17 protein-coding genes and 1 pseudogene (1 of these 18 only partly in view) are annotated in these 18,051 nt (G+C 57.9%); 10 read left to right on the top strand and 8 right to left on the bottom strand.

The window, feature by feature from the left end; genetic code table 11:
- The 6 genes and pseudogenes from AC57B1_RS19355 to AC57B1_RS19380 all read right to left on the bottom strand — a co-directional run.
- Positions 1–75, bottom strand: partial view of an FAD-dependent oxidoreductase gene (locus AC57B1_RS19355; RefSeq protein ID WP_496418317.1) — the start only. The gene continues 744 nt to the left of window position 1, outside the view; 75 of the gene's 819 nt are visible here — the first part of the coding sequence; its start codon is at positions 73–75; its stop codon lies off the left edge, out of view.
- A pseudogene (locus AC57B1_RS19360) lies at positions 71–676 on the bottom strand (NAD(P)/FAD-dependent oxidoreductase); the annotation flags it as partial. The pseudogene AC57B1_RS19360 and the gene AC57B1_RS19355, both read right to left, overlap by 5 nt.
- Positions 673–2,475 (bottom strand): arsenical pump-driving ATPase, encoded by a 1,803-nt coding sequence (arsA, locus tag AC57B1_RS19365; protein ID WP_003799986.1) that lies wholly within the window; start codon positions 2,473–2,475, stop codon positions 673–675. The pseudogene AC57B1_RS19360 and the gene arsA, both read right to left, overlap by 4 nt.
- A gap of 40 nt (positions 2,476–2,515) precedes the next feature.
- Positions 2,516–2,881 (bottom strand): arsenite efflux transporter metallochaperone ArsD, encoded by a 366-nt coding sequence (arsD, locus tag AC57B1_RS19370; protein WP_496418318.1) that lies wholly within the window; start codon positions 2,879–2,881, stop codon positions 2,516–2,518.
- A 40-nt stretch (positions 2,882–2,921) separates the two neighbouring features.
- On the bottom strand, positions 2,922–3,401 hold the full coding sequence (locus AC57B1_RS19375; RefSeq protein ID WP_012387025.1) for an arsenate reductase ArsC: 480 nt from the start codon (positions 3,399–3,401) through the stop codon (positions 2,922–2,924).
- The gene (locus AC57B1_RS19380; protein WP_003799982.1) at positions 3,398–3,775 is read right to left on the bottom strand and encodes an ArsR/SmtB family transcription factor; all 378 of its coding nucleotides are present in this window, start codon (positions 3,773–3,775) and stop codon (positions 3,398–3,400) included. Before AC57B1_RS19380 ends, AC57B1_RS19375 begins: the two co-directional genes overlap by 4 nt.
- 186 nt (positions 3,776–3,961) lie before the next feature.
- Here AC57B1_RS19380 and AC57B1_RS19385 point away from each other — a divergent pair, with 186 nt between their 5' ends.
- The 10 genes from AC57B1_RS19385 (at position 3,962) to mobF (ending at position 13,429) form a co-directional block, all read left to right on the top strand.
- Complete coding sequence (locus AC57B1_RS19385) at positions 3,962–4,525, top strand: recombinase family protein (RefSeq protein WP_003799980.1); 564 nt, start codon at positions 3,962–3,964, stop codon at positions 4,523–4,525.
- Between the two features lies 1 nt (position 4,526).
- The gene (locus AC57B1_RS19390; RefSeq protein WP_496418355.1) at positions 4,527–4,748 is read left to right on the top strand and encodes a helix-turn-helix domain-containing protein; all 222 of its coding nucleotides are present in this window, start codon (positions 4,527–4,529) and stop codon (positions 4,746–4,748) included.
- A 146-nt stretch (positions 4,749–4,894) separates the two neighbouring features.
- Entirely contained in the window at positions 4,895–5,638 is a 744-nt protein-coding gene (locus tag AC57B1_RS19395; protein WP_496418319.1) for an OmpW/AlkL family protein, read from the top strand.
- A gap of 11 nt (positions 5,639–5,649) precedes the next feature.
- Positions 5,650–5,970, top strand: coding sequence for a hypothetical protein (locus AC57B1_RS19400; protein WP_496418320.1), 321 nt, complete (start codon positions 5,650–5,652; stop codon positions 5,968–5,970).
- Positions 5,967–6,134, top strand: coding sequence for a hypothetical protein (locus AC57B1_RS19405; protein ID WP_496418321.1), 168 nt, complete (start codon positions 5,967–5,969; stop codon positions 6,132–6,134). Before AC57B1_RS19400 ends, AC57B1_RS19405 begins: the two co-directional genes overlap by 4 nt.
- An 11-nt stretch (positions 6,135–6,145) precedes the next feature.
- The gene (locus tag AC57B1_RS19410) at positions 6,146–6,745 is read left to right on the top strand and encodes a hypothetical protein (RefSeq protein ID WP_496418322.1); all 600 of its coding nucleotides are present in this window, start codon (positions 6,146–6,148) and stop codon (positions 6,743–6,745) included.
- Between the two features lie 81 nt (positions 6,746–6,826).
- Complete coding sequence (locus AC57B1_RS19415) at positions 6,827–7,888, top strand: hypothetical protein (RefSeq protein ID WP_496418323.1); 1,062 nt, start codon at positions 6,827–6,829, stop codon at positions 7,886–7,888.
- 261 nt (positions 7,889–8,149) lie between these two features.
- Positions 8,150–8,551 carry a ribbon-helix-helix domain-containing protein gene (locus AC57B1_RS19420; RefSeq protein WP_496418324.1) on the top strand — a complete coding sequence of 134 codons (402 nt, stop codon included), beginning with the start codon at positions 8,150–8,152 and terminating at the stop codon, positions 8,549–8,551.
- Position 8,552: 1 nt separating this feature from the next.
- Positions 8,553–10,400 carry a type IV secretion system DNA-binding domain-containing protein gene (locus AC57B1_RS19425; RefSeq protein ID WP_496418325.1) on the top strand — a complete coding sequence of 616 codons (1,848 nt, stop codon included), beginning with the start codon at positions 8,553–8,555 and terminating at the stop codon, positions 10,398–10,400.
- A 44-nt stretch (positions 10,401–10,444) separates the two neighbouring features.
- Positions 10,445–13,429 (top strand): MobF family relaxase, encoded by a 2,985-nt coding sequence (gene mobF, locus AC57B1_RS19430; protein WP_496418326.1) that lies wholly within the window; start codon positions 10,445–10,447, stop codon positions 13,427–13,429.
- 174 nt (positions 13,430–13,603) lie between these two features.
- Here the strand turns inward: mobF and AC57B1_RS19435 are convergent, their stop codons facing one another.
- Together AC57B1_RS19435 and AC57B1_RS19440 are read right to left on the bottom strand one after the other, a co-directional pair.
- A complete protein-coding gene (locus AC57B1_RS19435) occupies positions 13,604–15,979 on the bottom strand; it encodes a DEAD/DEAH box helicase family protein (RefSeq protein WP_496418327.1) in 2,376 nt (791 codons plus the stop codon).
- Entirely contained in the window at positions 15,972–17,915 is a 1,944-nt protein-coding gene (locus AC57B1_RS19440; RefSeq protein ID WP_496418328.1) for a site-specific DNA-methyltransferase, read from the bottom strand. Before AC57B1_RS19440 ends, AC57B1_RS19435 begins: the two co-directional genes overlap by 8 nt.
- Between the last annotated feature and the right edge of the window lie 136 nt (positions 17,916–18,051).

Consider the following 18,051-nt stretch of genomic DNA (forward strand, 5'->3'; position numbering starts at 1 on the left):
ATACCGTGAGACCACGCCGGTTATCGGCGGCTTCGATTCGTTCCACGGTGCAACCGACCACGACGCGCACGCCATGCCGTGACAGCTCCTCCCCGATCAGCCTACCGAACGACGGATCGACGCTTGGGAACACGGGATCGGTATGGCTTACGAGTGTGACATCGATCCCTCGATGCCGCAGCGCGTCGGCCATCTCCACGCCGATGTAGCCAGCGCCAATAATGATGGCCGAGCGTGTCTCGCCGCCCATGAGACGGCTATGGACAGCGAAGCCATCTCCCATGGTGTGCAGGAGATAAACGCCGGGGAGATCGAGGCCGGGCAACCCTTGGGGACGGACTGGGACGGCACCGGTCGCGATGACCAGGTGGTCATAGCGCAACGTCTTCACACTGCCGTTCGCCCCGCGCACGACATCGACCGTCTTGGCCGCTGGATGAACCGATACGGCCCGATGGTTCGTCAGGATTTCGATTCCGTCGAACGCGGTGCGATGGGCAAGCTGCCGGTGATCCGGCGTCTCGCCGCTGAGGTAAAAGGGCAGGCCGCAGATGCTGTAATTCGGGTACTCGTCGGCCAGTAGAACCGATACCTCGGTTTGGGGATCGAGCTCGTGAGCCCGCAGCGCCGCGCTGATGCCCGCATCGCTGCCGCCGATGATGAGCAGACGCGTCATAGCGCCACCTTTTGATGTTTCGCGCCGCCAAGGCCGAACCCGTTCCGCGGCTCGACCAAGGCTAGCAAGGGTTCGATGCCAATCGGTTCTTCCGCCTGCATCGGCACCAGGGCGACGCGTTTGGTGTAGCGGGTGCGAACCGCCTCGATCTGGGTCAGCTCAAACGCGGCCCGCCGCTTCAGCAAGGGTGACGCGGTTGGTGCGGCGGACAGGCTGTTGTTGATCAGCCAGGCCCACGGCTCAATGCCAGCGCGGCGCAGGTCTTCCTGTAAATTGGCTGCTTCCAGCACCGGCGTGGTTTCCGCCAAGGTCACAATCATCACCTTGGTGCGCGCCGGGTCCTGCAACTGCATCATCGGCGTGGTGTAGCGCACGTTCGACTCGGCGTGACGGGCCACTTCGCGGTGATAAGCCCCGGTGGCGTCGAGCAGTAGCAGGGTGTGGCCGGTTGGTGCGGTGTCCATCACCACGAACTTTTTACCGGCCTCGCGGATGACGCGCGAGAACGCCTGGAACACCGCGATTTCTTCGGTGCAGGGCGAGCGCAAGTCTTCTTCCAGCATGGCACGGCCTTCGGCATCGAGATCCTTGCCTTTGGTGACCAGCACATGCTGGCGATAACGTTCGGTCTCCGCCTGGGGGTCGATGCGGCTGACTTCCAGGTTGTCCAGCGAACCGGCCAGCGTGTCGGTCAGGTGTGCGGCGGGGTCAGAGGTTGTCAGATGCACGGGCAGGCCGCGTTCGGCCAGCGCCACCGCCACCGCAGCCGCCAGGGTGGTTTTGCCGACGCCGCCCTTGCCCATCATCATGATCAGGCCATGGCCCGTTTCAGCGATCTCATCAACCAGCGTCGACAACGGCGGAAGGTCAACGGGTTTGGCAGGCGCACCGGCGACGACGGGCGCAGCCTCGTCTCGATCGGAGAAGAGGCTGCTCAGCGCCTCGACACCGACCAGGTTGAATGCCTTGAGCGGCAGTTGATCGAGGGGCAGGTCGCGCAGCACGGCGGGCATGTTGGCGATGGCCTCCTGTTCACGGCGATGGATGGCAGCGGCCAGCGCGTCGTGAACGGCTTCGCTTTCCGGCAGCACACCGTTGATGACCAGGTTCTGCCTGGACAGGCCGATGGCGGCCAGTTCCTCGTGCGTGCGTGCGACCTCGTCCAGCGTGGTTTTCTGCGCGCGGGCGACCAATATCAGGCGCGTGCGCTCAGGGTCGGACAGCGCCTTGACCGCTTCAGCGTAACGCTGGCGTTGCTTTTCAAGACCTGCCAGCGGTCCCAGGCAGGACGCTCCTTCCGGATTCTTCTCGATGAAGCCGCTCCACGCGCCCGGAAGTTGCAGCAGACGGATGGTATGACCGGTCGGCGCCGTGTCGAAGATGATGTGATCGTAGTCGGCAATCAGTGTCGCATCGGTCAGCAACGCGGTGAACTCGTCGAAGGCCGCGATTTCGGTGGTGCAGGCTCCGGAGAGCTGTTCTTCGATACCTTTGACCACGTCGTCTGGCAGAGCGCCGCGCACCGGGCCAACGATGCGTTCGCGGTATTGCTGCGCTGCCTGCTGTGGGTCGATTTCCAGGGCTGATAGCCCCGCTACGGTGGAAATGGTGGTGATTTTGTTGCCGATTTCCTGGCTGAATACCTGACCGACGTTGGACGCCGGATCAGTGCTGACCAGCAGTATTTTCTTGCCCTGCCCGGCCAGATGAATGGCGGTGGCGCAGGACAGCGAGGTCTTGCCGACGCCGCCTTTGCCAGTAAAAAACAGGAAAGCGGGTGGGTTTTGTAGAAAAAGCATGATGAAGTCCTTTTAAATAATGAACCAATGATGAACGGGGTCAGCAGGTGCGGCTGCCGCCACCGCAGCAGCCGCCAGACGGGGTTTTCATGGACGGCGCAGCCGCCAACCCAGCCCAGCGGACCAGCTCATCGCGGGTGGGGTAACGCCCTGCGAGGGCCACTTCACCATCGACCAGGATCAGTGGCAGCGCATCCTGACCGGAGCGCTGCAAAAAACCTTTTACGGTCGCATTTTCGGCAAACATCTGTGGCTGCTGCGCCAGGTTGTAGCGTTCGATGTGCGCGCCGTTCTGCTTCGCCCAATCAACATCAGCAGCAAAAGTCACCGAGGCTTGGTCAACCTCCACGCCGCAGACGCCGGTGCTGCAACACAGCGATGGGTCAAACACTTCGATCTTCTTCATTTAAACTCTCCATCAAGTATTCAAATATAAGTCAAAAAAACTACGCCGAAAGCACCCCAATCCGATCCAGTTCCGCCTTCAAGCGTGTCCGGTCGTGCGCAAGTTGCGCCAACGGCAGCGCGTGGAAGGCTTCGATGCGACGCCGCAAGATACGGTAGGCCGTCGTGAACGCGGCTTCGATTTCCGCTTCGGTCCCTGTGGCATGAGCGGGATCGTCAACACCCCAATGCGCACGCAGTACCGAGCCAAGATACGCCGGACAGGTTTCCCCAGCAGCATTCGAGCACACGGTGATGACCACATCCGGAGCCAGCGGCAGGTTGTCCCACGATTTACTGTGCAGTCCGTTCGTGTCGATACCTTCACGCGCCAAGAGCGCCAGGGAACGCGGATGGACGGTCCCGGTCGGCTGACTTCCCGCACTCATCGCTTTCCATCCTGTCGGAGCCAAGTGGTTAAAGGTCGCTTCCGCCAATATAGAACGGCAGGAGTTACCGGTACAAAGAAACAGGATATTCATGTTATCGCTTTCGTTGGAGTGGGTGACAGGGCGGGCAACAGTTCCTTGGCGCAGTTCGAGGCAGCAACCATTTCTACGCATTTAGCGGGACTGCCAGTGCAACACTCATCCGTGAGGTACGCGATCAGATCCAACATCAACGGGATGTCCGCTCGGTAACGCTGGAAACGGCCCTCTTGCTCAACCGTCACCAGGCGAGCTTGTGACAACGCCTTCAGGTGAAAGGAGAGGTTGGCCGGCGGTATATCCAGCGCGTTAGCAATCGCGCCTGCCACCATGCCGTCCGGCCCCTTCTTGACCAACAGCCTGAACACGTCCAAGCGCAGGCCCGATGAGAGGGATTCGAAAATTGATGTTGCGGCTTGCTTTTCCATATTTAAATAATACTACAACCATCAAAATGATGCAAGTGCGTTGACCTGTCTGCTTAGACTATGCCCTAACCGGACGTCAGGACAGCCTACCCAGAAACGTCCGGATAGACTCCATCGCTTAATTTATTGACACAAGCTGCGCAAGGTCATAGATTTATTCCTGACACTTTTCTGTTTGGGGGCATCTTGCAAGGTCAACGTATCGGCTACGTCCGGGTCAGCAGCTTCGACCAAAACCCGGAGCGGCAACTGGAACAGGTCGAAGTCGGAAAGGTATTCACCGACAAGGCATCGGGCAAGGACACCCAGCGCCCGGAACTTGACTCGCTGCTGGCCTTCGTGCGCGAAGGAGATACGGTGGTGGTGCACAGCATGGATCGCTTGGCCCGCAACCTCGATGACCTGCGCCGCCTTGTGCAAAAGCTGACCAGGCGCGGTGTGCGCATCGAGTTCGTCAAAGAATGCCTGACCTTCACCGGTGAGGATTCGCCGATGGCGAACTTGATGTTGTCGGTCATGGGCGCGTTCGCCGAGTTCGAGCGAGCATTGATCCGCGAACGGCAGAGGGAAGGCATCGCGCTCGCCAAACAGCGCGGAGCTTACAGGGGCCGCAAGAAAGCGCTTTCGCCCGAACGCGCCGCTGAACTTCTGCAACGCGTCAAGGCCGGCGAACAAAAGGCAAAGCTGGCCCGTGAATTTGGCATCAGCCGCGAAACGTTGTACCAGTACCTGCGCGAAATTGGAGCTTAACGTGCTTAATTTTCCGTTTTCTGAGACGACCCCTTCGTTGCTCGATCACGAGCGTGCATTGCAGCGGCTGCTGCCGGCCGCTGCCGCGAAAAACGTNTCGCCCGAACGCGCCGCTGAACTTCTGCAACGCGTCAAGGCCGGCGAACAAAAGGCAAAGCTGGCCCGTGAATTTGGCATCAGCCGCGAAACGTTGTACCAGTACCTGCGCGAAATTGGAGCTTAACGTGCTTAATTTTCCGTTTTCTGAGACGACCCCTGATAAGGCCCCAAATCAGTCACTAAAAACATACGTATAAAATACGTAGACAACACGTATTGTATGAATAATAATGATGGCTCTTATACGTAGTAACTAAAGGAGCCGTGAGCATGAAAAAACGTCTGATTTCCCTTCTCCGACTGCTGGCCGCCATTCTGGCCGTGGTCCCTTTCTCCGAGGCCGCCTACGCGCAGACTGCCGGCAGCGTGATCGGCGGCGCTGGATGGATGCACCTCGCTCCGCAGTCCAGCAGTGACCCACTGACGATAACCAGCATCGGCGGGGCGCAGGTTGATACCAGCCTTCCCAACACGGGCGCGAGAGCTGGTAGCTCCGATACGCTGGGCCTGTCCGTCATCTACTTCTATACCGATCACGTTGCGCCGGAGCTGGTGTTCGGCATCCCGTCGAAGTTCGATCTGGAGGGAAGGGGAGCGCTGGCCAGCTACGGCAAGCTGGGAACGGCGAAGCAGTGGAGTCCGGCGCTGGTGCTCAACTATTACTTTCGAGATCCGCAGGAGAAGCTGCGCCCGTATGTCGGCGTCGGCGTGACGCGCGCATGGTTTACCGGCGCGCGCATTACCAACAGCGCCTTCGAGCAAGGGGCGCTACACGGCCCGACCACGGTTTCCACGGACCGATCGTGGGCACCCGTGTTCAAGCTCGGCCTCAACTACGCCGTTACACAGCATTGGTTCGCAGGTTTTTCGCTGTTGTACGTCCCCCTGAGCGTGACCGCAAAGCTGAACACGGCTGCGCCCACGCCCGTGGGGGTCGTTCCGATCCAGTCCCAAACCAAGGTCAAGCTCAACCCGATCGTGGCGTTCCTGAGCGCCAGCTATCGCTTTAGATAACGAGGAAAACCATGAACAGTCTTGTCGGATGGGGCGCGCTCAGCGCGGTCGGCCTCGCGGGCTTCGTGCTGTACACCCAGCACGCAGCTCAAGTGCAGGACACGAACAACGTGCACACGGCGGAATTGCGCTGTCACTTTGCCCGCGACGACGAGGAAATGGACAGACGGTGGCAGGACCAGCCGGCCAGGCTCCAGCAGGACGCATCGGCGGCACAGGCCGAGTGCAGCGAATTCCAGCACCAGCGGGCCACGGCCGAGGTTCGCCAGGTCGAACGCAACCAGTCAACCGACAGCCTGCAACAGTCAGTCGGCCAGATGATGACGAAATGAAGGAAACCACCATGCAATGGGGAAACGTTCCCGTGTTGATGGCCACGCTGGCGGGCCTCGCCATTTTTCAGGGCGGCATGTGCCATGCCGCCGTAGGGCAGGGGGCAGCCGGGTTTGTTATCAACGGCGTCCTGATCGCGCTCGCCGCGCGCATGCTGAAATAAAGGAAACCACTATGAAATATAAAAACTCGATAGTCTCATTGATGATGGCCACTCTGGCAGCCTTTCTTACGTCTTATGCCGGCATCACCCACGCTGCGGACAGCCCGGCCGTTGGGCAAGTCATCGACGGCCCATTCTGGCGGGTAGCCGCGCCCTTGGTAGGCGTCGGCATCGAGGCCGAGCTGGATGCCCTGCAAGGCGCTCTCTGTCCATCCGGCGAGCTTCCGCGCACAACAGATGTAGGCGCTGCGCGTTCGTGGGCGTGCGGCCCTTGGGTTGTCCTATCCGCACCTGAGCGGGCCACGGACGGCCGGGATATTGGCTGGGTTATTTCCTATTCAGCCATCGTCAAACCGGGCAAGGCGGAAAGCATTGCGGATGCTGTAAAGGAATGCATTGACGCGAAAGGCACGCTTACCAGCAAGTCAGACCGCGCAATGGAGTGCAGCATCATCAATGCTGAAACCGAGCAAACCATTTCCTATTCCAGAGCCATCGTGGAGAAATCACACATGTTTTTTGGGCTTGATTGGTTTTGGACCGATCAAGAGGAAGTGACGATTCGGCAAACAGTTCACGCCTTGAATGGACAGGACACAAATAAGGGCTAGCCTGATTTAAAGCGGCGCACGTAGTTTCCCCGGAAACGGCAGGTTTCCGGGGAATATCTGGAAACCACAGAGACCAACAGAATGAGAATCACACATTTTTTCGCGGTGAGCATGCTCACCATATTGTTGACTGCCTGCAACAAGGAGGCTGGCGTTTCCGCAGAATCTGCACAAAGTACAGGCTTCAAAGGGGAATTCAGCAGGTCGGATTCAAAATCGGAAAGCGCAGCCAAGACGAACAAGGTTGTCGCGAAACAGCAGTTGCTAACAGAAATCGTTGTATCCGCTCAGGATGCACGGGACTATATTGGAAACAACTACTATGTTTCGTGGGATGAGAAAGACGCGAGTAAATACAAGGCGGGCACGGATTTTAACGGAAGGCTGACAGACGCAAAAACAGCGTGGGAAAATGGCGCGGGTCTTCATTTTGGTCCGGGTGGTGCGCCATTCGATGGGACAGTTTTCAAAGATCAGGCCGGAGTGGCTGCATTCAGTAAGGCGATGAAACTGCCGGCGCAGTATGAAGATTGGGCCAAGCCGATGGACGAATTAATAAGCCGATTTGTAAAAGGTAATGCGAAAGCCGGTGAGAAATTTCTTTTGAGAAGGCTGGCTATTGAAACATTTCTGGAAGGTGTATCGCCTAGTCGAGGCTGGGTGACATACAACGATCTCAACCAAGAGCAGAGCATGAGGATTTACATGAATCGTGTAATGCGCGAGCTTAACTTTGCGAACCTGTTTGCCGCTGAGGTCGCAAGGGTAATGCCACAAAATTTCCAAAATCCAACGGACTTAAGACATGATTTTCTAGAGGCCGTAATTAAAATTCCGGATTCAGCGTATTATGCAATGTTCAAGCAGGCAGCGGATGAAGCCGGAAAGGCAACCAATATTGTTGTTGGTCAGGGCGATCCTTCATGGACAAGCGGAGTTTTCGAATACGACGGACCGCCCACCGGCTGGGTGTACCGGATAGGCGGTCAAACCGTGTTCGGACAGGGCTATATCAATAGCCAGTTGTATGAGGTTGAAGTGGCAAGCGCTCTTGAAGTCAGCAATAAGAAGGAACGCACGGATCGGGAAAGCCAGTCTTTCGGAACCGATCAGTCGGATAAGAGTTCGGTTGGAGTCAAGTAATAGCTGATGCATGGGTCATGGGGCTAGTTCTCCATGACCAGAATGTATGGATCTAGCTTGGCGGGTATGGGGAGGTCGTTCAGCCGGGGCTGAACTTAAGAAGCAGCACACATTACGCACCTACGGTGCATGTGTAAAACCGCCAGAGCGCGAGCGCGAGCGGGCGTATCACACGTAATACGATGATCGGATTTCGTGTGATACGTTGAGTCGAAAAATAGAAGTCAAACCATTGGTGAGAAAGGAAAGGACGGGGAACACATGGAGCCATTCAAAATTCTGAGCCTCAGGCTGCCGGCCGAGTTGCTGGAGCAGGTTGACGAGTACGCCGAACGGGTCGGCGGGGAAGCCAATCGGTCAGTTATGTTGCGTTCGCTGATTGAGGCGGGACTGGAAAAGAGCCATCTGGATAACCGGGTTTCGGCACTCGAAACCTCCATTGCCAGAATGATGGTCGTCATTGAAAAAACATATCAACTTTCGTATCTGAATGCCCGCGTTCTGAATGACGCTTCGATATTGCACGGTCAGGATGGTGGCGTAACGAACGGGCAGGGAGGTACAAATAAAACTGCTGGTCTTAACAAGGAACGGCGCGCGAAGATATTCGAGGAAGCGGCCAATCAGCTTACCGAGGCGTTGGTCGATCAATTTGGGTACTAGCATGGCCATCAACAAACGATCGCGTATTGATGATTTCACGCGCGGGAGCGATGCGCTTTGGCATTCGGTTCATATGGCTCTCGCGGGCGTGCAGCGGTTGGTGATTGTTGCCAGCGGCGTTGCGGTATTGTTGTTTGCTGTGGTGATATTGGAGGTCACGGGGAGCGCAGAGCGGGAAATTATATTCAAGCACTATCTGGCCGAGTTTTATGTTTTGCTGGGTCTGGATATGGAAATCATTCTGCCGACGCCGTCCGGGCCGGTGAAAATGCCTGCATCGCAGGCCGCAGCGATAACGGGAAATGTCATCGGCTGGCATGGGTTACTCGTTTTACTGATAGCGGCCGGATCGATTTACGCAGGAATCAAGGTCGCACGCTGGATCGGGAAACGCCAGATGAAAATCGGTGCTGATGAGGCAAGCGACACATTTTTGCGTGGGCAACAGGTTGTTGATGTTAAAGAGCTTGCTGCATTAACAAAGGAAGAATCGAAGCAAGGCTATCAGATTGGTTCGGTGGGTATTCCAGACAGGCTCATCGCAAGGTGCTTTGCGTTTATCGGGAGTATGGGCGCGGGGAAATCGCAGGCCATTTTTAGTCTGCTGGATGCACCGCGCCGTCATACGAAAGCGGTCATATATGACTCAACCGGGGATTTCGTTGAGCGTTTTTATGACCCATCGCGTGGCGACATTATATTAAATCCTCTGGATCAGCGATGCGCCGCATGGTCGATTTTCAGTGATCTAAAGGATGATATTGACTATACGACGGTCGCAGGCTATTTCATACCGGAGGCGGAAGGCGGAGACGGGCAGAACGCGATTTTCGTAAAGGGTGCGAGAGTCATCCTCGAAGACGTGATGAAACTGGTTCAAATAGAACCGACTCTGAAAAAGACCATGCACGAAGTCGCCCGCGTTGCGATGTTAATGCCAGTGGAGGAGTTGCATAAATACTTCGTGAAGCATGGATTGCCGGCCGCTGGCCTGATGACGCCGGAAAATCTCAAGGCAAGCGCTTCATTCCGGATGGAATTAACGGCAGCTCCGGCGCTGCGGTTTTTCAAGCTGTTCGACAGTGAAGGATTTTCGATTACGGATTTTATCGAGTCAGATTCAACCGGCTGGCTGTTCCTGACGAGCCATCCGAAGCAGCGGGCAGTGATTAACCCGTTTGTGGCGACGTGGCTGGAGTTGGCCGTGATGGCGGCCATGTCCATGCCGAAAATCGACACCACGCGCGTGGTGCTATCGATTGACGAGCTGGCGAACCTGCCGAGACTGGCCGTCCTGAAGCCGGCCATGACCGAGGGGAGGAAATACGGGATCAGCACCATCTTGGGGTTCCAGAACGTCGCACAGGGACGGGAGATCTACGGCCCGGACCTGTTCCAGACGGTGATGGCCAACGCGCAGACCAAGGCCATTTTCCGCACCGAGGAATTCGAGAGCGCCAAGGCGTTCGCGGATTTCCTGGGGGCACAGGAGGTAGACGAGGCCACGGCCGGCAACACGCACGGCACGGACGCGGCGAAGGACAGCAGCCAGATCAGCCGGAAGCGCACCGAAACCACGCTGGTGATGCCGTCGCAGATCCTCACGTTGCCGGATCTGACCGCCTATCTGAAGGTGGCGGGGGGCTATCCGGTTGCTCAGGTCAGGATTCCCTATATCAAGCGGCCGAGCATTGCGCGCGACTACGAGCTGCGGTCGCTGGCGACCATCAAACGGGTCGAGCGGGCCGAACCGGTGGAGGCGGCCGGCGAGGACGTGCCGGGGTGGAATCCCGAGTGGGATCAGATGCCGGCCTCCGAGCCGGATGCCGCTGATCGAGGTCTTTTCTGAGTGTCTATCGCACCACCCACCGCTAATTTTCGGGCATCGAAAACATGATTTCAATGAGTGCCATCGGCAGCGCAGCCGGCGCGGCGTCGTACTACACGACCGAGCAGGCCAAGATTGAGTATTACGCCGGCGAGGTCGTGCCGTCCGCGTGGGGCGGCAAGGGGGCCGAAATCAACGGATTGGCAGGCCACGTGGAGGCCAGCGACCTGAGCCGGGTTCTGGCCGGCCACGTCAATGAGGTTAGTCCGGACGGCGATGTGCAGCGGGTGCAGCTCGGGCGCACCGTGATCGACCCGGAGACCGGACAGAAGACCACCGAGCATCGCGCCGGCTGGGACATGACCTTTGCGCCGCCGAAGAGCGTCAGCATCGAGTCCGAGATCTACGGGCAAGCCGGTGTGCGCGACGCTCACGAAGCGGCTGTGCAGGCCGGCATGAAGTGGCTGGAGGCCGATGGCGCGCAGACCCGTGTAAACGGGCGATTTGTCGGGACGGGCAATCTGACCTACGCCAGCTTTTCGCATGCGACGAGTCGGGCGGGAGATCCACATACCCATACGCACGTGCTGGTGGCCAACATCACCTATCACGAGGGCAAGGCTTATTCGCTCAGCAACGAAAAGATGATGCAGCTCCGCACGACGGTGGATGCTGTTTACCTCAACGAGCTGGCCAGCCAACTGCGTGAACAAGGCTATTCGCTCCGATATGACGGGCGCGGCGAGTTCGAGATTGCGGGTTACAGCAGGGCGCATGTGGAGGAATTCAGCAAACGCACTGACGAACGAGACGCCTCCCTGGAGAGCCGTGGAATCGACAAGGATTCAGCCAGCTATGAGGCACGGCAAGCGGCCGTGCTGGCCACGCGCGTTGATAAGGCCGAGGGGCACAGCGAGAGCGCGGAAGCGCACCGCGACCGCTGGCAGGCCGAGGCCGGCGCCGCGGGCATTCAGCCAGCCGAGCGGAACGCGGGGCTTGCCGCGGAACTGCCGAGCGCCCGTGAGATCGTGCGCGGGGCAGTGGCGTCGCTGGCCGAGCGCGAGCAGGAGTTTTCGCGCAAAGACCTGGTGAAAGAGAGCATGCTCCAGAGTTCGGGCCGAGCATCGAGCGCGGAGCTGGTTGCCGCGATCGACGCCGCCGCTCACAAGGGCGAGCTGGTGCAGCGCGATCCTGACAGGGCAGGGGCACGCTATACGACGCAGGGCGCGATTGCCGGCGAGCGATGGGCCGACAACACCATCACGGCCGGCCGGGACGCCCACACCGCGATCATGAGCGGGGCCGAGTTCCGCGCGAGCCTGGGGGCTTTCGAGCGCCGCAAGGGATTCGAGCTGAAGGACGAGCAGCGCGACGCGGCCGGCCAGATCCTGACCGGCCGGGACCAGTTCTCAGGTGTGCAGGGGGCCGCCGGCACCGGCAAGACAACCATGCTGGAATTCGTGCGCGAGGCGGCAGAGAGCAAGGGCTGGACGGTTCACGGTTTTTCGACCGGCGCAGCTCAGGCGGAGAAGTTGCAAGCCGATTCGAAAATCGAGTCAGGCACCACGGCATCGTTTCTGGCCAAAGCGAGAGCCGCGCAGGACACCGCGACCGGACAGGCAAAAATCCTGTACGTGAATGATGAAGCATCGATGGCCGGCCAGAAGGAGTTTAACGGCGTGATCGATGCGACCGTGCGCGCGGGTGCTAAAACGGTGTTCGTTGGCGACAAGGCGCAGCACCAGTCGGTGAGTGCCGGCGGCGCATTCGAACGGGCACAGGCCAACATGAGCATGTCGGAGCTGAAACAGATCAGCCGTCAGAAGACAGAAGAAGCTCGAGCGCCGGTGCGTTCCATCCTCGAGGGGAATTATGGTGACGCCATCCGGCATACCGCCTTCGAGTCATCGAACGCGCGGGCCGCAGTGGAGGCGAAGTGGAAAGCCGTGGAGCAGCAGGGCGACCAGGCGCTAACGAAAGCGCAGGTGCAGCAACGCCGCGACGAGATCAAGGCCGCACGGCAGCTTGACAACCAGAGCGCAATCAAAGCGATTGCGGCTGACTATGCCGCCTTGACGCCAGACGAGCGGGCTAAAACGGTGGTTGTCACCGCAACGAATGACGATCGCAGGGCGCTTAACCTTGCCATCCGCGCAGAGTTAAAGACGGCCGGCGGCCTGTCCGCCGAGGCCGTGCAAGTTGGCACGCTTCGGCAAAAAGACCTCACGCGTGCGCAGGGCGGACACGCGAGCAGTTACCAGCCGGGCGATGTGCTGAAGCAGACCGGCCGCGATGGCTCCGTGTCGTACGTGACGGTGCGCGGCATCGATGCCCAAGCCAACCGGCTGATAGTCGAGGGGGAGTCTCGCGAGACGCAGCGTATCGACGCCAGGCAGGCCGGCAGGATGCAGGCGTACACGGCGGACGTGCGCGAGTTCGCGTCTGGCGACCGCATTGCGTTCCTTGAAAACGACCGGGCAACCGGGATCAAGAACGGACATGCCGGCACGTTCATCGCGGCCCACGACGGCCGGATGACCGTGCTGCTGGACAACGGCAGCCGGAAGGAAATCGACCTGTCCAGATACAAGCAGATGGACCACGGGTACGTGCTGACCAGCCATAAGGCGCAGGGCGAGACGGTGAGCCGCGCGCTAGTTCACCATAACACCGACGCCGGCCGCCACGGTCAGCGCGAGACCTACGTGAACACGACGCGGCATCAACACGTCGTCAAGACCTATACGCAGGATCGCGAGCTGGCAGCGCAGCAGGCATCGAAGGCTGTCGATAAGAGTGTGGCCAACCCGCACGCTAAAGCGAAATCCAATGACATGCAGGCTGCGCCGACCAGTCAGAGGCAGGCACATGGCGAAGGGCTGGAGCTTCGTCACGCCACCTATGCTGACTACCGGCCGAGCCGGCCGAATGCGACCAAGGAACAGACGATTCGCCACACGTCGACCAAAGCCGCCGAGGTCAAGCCGGCGCAACAGGAACGCACGCAGGAGCGCAGCCGGAACAACGGGATAGAGCTGACGCGGGACTGATGATCTAATCGAGTGCGGAAATACTCGCCTCTCAGATTTTGGCATTTAGCCGGCCGCTAACCCGGTCGGTTTTCTCCTTCGCGCGTCTATCGCACCACCGCAGGCATGGTGACGGCCAGCAGCTTCGCCGGGAAACGGGAAAACTGCTAGAGGCTAACGATGCAGTGTAGCGGACTATTTGAGGCACTCTTTAACGGCCTTGTCCAAGTCTGGTACATGGATGGGAGTTGGGGTGCCAGACTTCATTTTCCATACAGTGTATCCCCCCTTAATCGCCTTGCCCCGCAGTTCGGTCTGTTTGCCCTCAGTAATGAAACGAACATGGAGTTTCGTTTTGCCGTCCTGCTGAATGTCGAACAGCTTACGCGCCACGGCGTCCGTCAAAAGATGCCCGCCTTTTGTGTCGAGGCAATAAACGAGACTACCTTTCCAGACAATGAAATCTGGATAAAAGGACGCCGTGTCGCCCTCTGAAAGCAGCGGAATATGAAATCCACCGCTACTCAAGTTTCGATGCCAAACATGACCGGTCCCGTCAAGTGCCTCAGCAAAAGGAGCCTCGAACTTGTTCATGCCGGCGTATTTTTCGTAAAGGCCGTTTTGGAACAGCGTGCCGTTCTTCGGTGTTCGGATGACACCGAATTGGAATGAAGCCTCACTTTCGTACGCAAGCTCCGAGTGTGAGTAATAAGCCGCGACGATTTCCGCCGCGAGTTTGGACGCGTGCCTCTCTGCCGGGCTTTGCATCTGCACCCGAACATCGAACTTGTGGGCATTCAGGTCTGTTACCGCCAGAGCTCGGTTCGACCGTGATCTAATGGCCGTATTGACGAGCCATCTTAAGCGGACGGGATTGGTATGTCCGTCAAGCTTCCACTCGGCTGCACCGTTTTCCTTGGCTGTTGCATCCAGCTCAACGATGTGGGAAGTAGTGTGGGCTTGGCCTTGGGTATCCACCCCGCCCTCGCTGAAAATTGGGAAGTCAGCAACGATCTCCGCAATGCGCGAACACGCATCGCTTGCGTCTACGTGTACGTGGTGAAGAGAGACGTCAATATCGTCTTTCGGCATCAGATCTTCTGCGCTACCACCGGCCGGCCCAAAGTTTTCGGTAATTTCGATCGGGGCCCCTTCAGCCTTGAGCTTTGCTTTTACAGCTCCGATCGCATCGGAGAACACGCTCTGATCGTCAACGCGAAGGAAGAAATGCGCTGCGTTCAACAGAGGGCTGTCGTAATACTTAGCGCCGTACTGGCGGAGAACTCGGCCGATAACCTGCTCGACTTGGATCGACGATCCCATGCTCTTGTCGATGTATGCTAGATAACAAGCCGGGTCGTCCCACCCCTCCTGGAGTGACAGGTTGAAGATAATGTGCCTGTGATTAGCAGCGCGAAAATCATCGAAATCATTTTCCCCTTTCGAATAGAGATTAACCGCGTCAGGCTTGTTACCTTCGACAAACGCCAAGTTCGCATAAATAGCGATCTCCGATGGGTCAATCCCTTTCTCCTCTACCAGATAACGCCAGATTCGGATGGGAGGTGCGTTGCGCAGCTCGAATGGCTTGGCATGATCGTCCTTCTCACCATCATCAGTGATGTTGGTTTTGCAGACGTAGATAGCCTTGGGCTTGAAGTCGATGCCGCGCGAAGCAATCTCCGCCTCGATTAAAGCAAGTCGGTCGTGCAAGTCGTCTAGGCACTTCTCCATGGGAGCCGTTGTGCCGTCGAACTGAATCGCCTTCTTTACCAGTTCCGCGCCTACGACCTTCGCACTATCCACGGCCGTAGTTATGAAGCGTTGAGCATCAGGCGCACCGCTATCGTCGTTGGCCCCTAGCTCGCCAAACGCTTTCGAGTCCTCGCTAGCTTCATCGACCCAAAGTCTAATGGGATGGATGACAGCCTTGTTGAAGTTGGCGGGCAGTTTGAGCGTCGCGCTAGCGAGCAAGTAGGCGTCCGGCTCCAGCTCTGCCAGAATCTCCGACTGTTGCTCCGAGAGGTTATGGCCTTCATCATAAACAATAACGAGTGGTCGCCGGCGTTCCCCTGCCTTGCGCTCGATCAATCTTTCCCACGGAGATCTGTCCCCGAACAGGTCAGCATCCTTTTTATAGATACTCAGATTGCCTTCGGATTGGTCTCGATTGTTGAACAGCCCGGTTGTCGCGAGGACCATCAGCGGTGTTCCGTCATCCTCGATATGCATAGGCGTGAGCTGTCCCACCGAGATGACGCAAAACCCGTCTGCTAACTCGGCGTATTTCCCGCCTGAACTGAAGTTGGAGTACGTTTGGGCGACCACCGACTTTGCTTTCGACATCCAGAATACGATTGGCTCGCAAGCGAAGTGAGCGCGAGTGAGCGACACGGCTTGCGCCAAAATTGGCGTCTTACCAGCCCCAGTCAGAGCTGACAGAGCTTGGAAGAAAGGTCGTGGCTTGGGTCCTTTGCGGGGACGATATGGATGGGACGCAAAAAACGCATAGCGTTGCGCAATGGTCTTGGCGGCGTCGGACTGAAAAACCTTGAGTTCAAAATCAGGCATTGACCGCAACCTCGTTATTGTAAGAATCTTGACGCGGGCTAAAACCGATATGTTCGAGAACTTTGTCGGGGATCTTGTAAAATTCGACGCTACCGCCCGTGTAAGGAGCCATCGATGCATATACGTGGTAGCGCGGAGCAAGGCCAGCGTGCCGGCCTTCTTCGGCGATGGCACGGAATGCTGCCTTGTCTAGCACGGACGGTTTCTCGGAAGTTTCCCAGATAAGGAAAAAGCCTTCGTTCTTTGAGTTGACCGCAAACAGGTGCGCATGTGACCCAGCGGGAAGCCGGCGAAGGTACGACTTAGCCTGTTCGGTACGATCCCAATAGGTAGTAAGCAATAGGTCGATCATCTCCTCTCGGGCAAGAGCGATGACAGCCTCTGCATCAATTCGCTCCCGTTTGAGTTCTACAAACCTGAACCCTCCCAGAATTGGATCGCTCTTGCCAGCCGCCAATTCGCCAGAAATCACTCTGCGGATTCGCTCAGCGGTAAGCGTCTTCGCGTAATGGTCTCCCTTCTCGGTATTGCCTTGCTCAATCAAGATGAAGCGTCGGGACGCCACGGCGTCGCGATTCAGTTCAAGGACAGCGTGCCCGGTAGTTCCCGATCCAGCGAACGGGTCCATAACGATGCCGTCCGGCTTGCACCAAAGCTGGATGATCTTCGTCATGAGCTTGAGGGGTTTTACGGTCGTGAAGCCGTGACCCGGACCGACGACCGCTGTCAGCTCCTTAACGCCGTCAGCTGATCTACCGGACTCTTCGTAATCCCAAGACGTCGCGTCAAGCTCGATATCCGTCACAGTGTCAGCACTGAGATCAGCGTCGGACCAATAAGTTACGGGTACCTTTCCCTTCTTGATTTTCTCAAGGTAGGTTTTAACCCGAGGCCTGCCGTCACCTTCACGCCCAAACCACACGAAGGGCCAGTTGTCTTTCTGCAGGCGCGTGAGCGCCTTTTTGGACACAGCAGATGTGACCGATCCAGGATGCTGCCTTTTGACCATCAGTGCCTTGCCACGACCGTCACCGATATCGCGTTCCTCGTAGTCCGTTCCCCACCCGGCTAGCCACTCCTTGACATTGCGTTTCGGATGCCTCCACGCGCCGTTACCGGCCGGGTAGTGGACAAGACCCGTGAACGGCGACTGAATACCATAGTCATCCTTGGCAGAGTACGTCTTGGCTGTGAGATTGCCTTCTCGCCATAGTCCGCCCGGGTCATTGTCAACATTTGAATATCGCGTGTTGTCGGACTCGGCTCGCGCCAAAGAAGCCGTGCGCACTCTGGAGATATCTTTTCCATAAACCAGCACGTACTCGGTCGAAGTCGACACGTGGTTGTTGTCCGGCCGTGCGGCCGCCGACTTCTGCCAGTTGATGATGGCAAGGCGATTTTCTTCTCCGAATATTTCGTCCATCAACATACCGAGGCGGAACAGCTCGCGGTGGTCTATGCAAATAGCCATGACCCCTGCCGGCTTGAGCATTTCGCGCATCATCCAGACGCGTGGAGTCATGAATCGGAGCCATTTGCTGTGTCGCGATCCGTCGTCCTTCGGAACCACATCGCCTAGATCGGGATCGTTCGGATCGCGATCCCACTTGTCGTTGTAGCGGAAATCTTCCCCGGTGTTATAGGGAGGGTCTGTCAGCACAAGATCAACCTGACCGCGATACTTATAGAGCGTCACCATCGCGGACAGATTTTCACCGTCCCATACCTCATTCTCGGCCTGCAATGATTCGTCGCCGGTGGAAAGCTTCTTGACGATTTTGTGCAGCTTGGGTTTAACCTGCCGGATTATCTGCCAAGGGGCAGCCCGACCTGTGTAGCTCAAAACGATGCCGTTTTTACCTGCGTCGGCCAGCGCCGCTTCGTGCTCTTGAAGCATCCGCACAAGCGTTGTCTTTGGCAGCGATTCAAAGTCCATGATGCCCCTAGCTGAAAACGCGCCCGGCTGGGAGGACGCGTCGGAATGAATATTTAGAAAGCGCGTTATCTTACCGGCACTTTGCACGACCGGACGCTACCAGAGCCGCGCGCCTTTGGGGGGCGGAATAACGCAG

The organism is Paraburkholderia sp. BGA-UO-ETr-F21 (assembly GCF_059567925.1).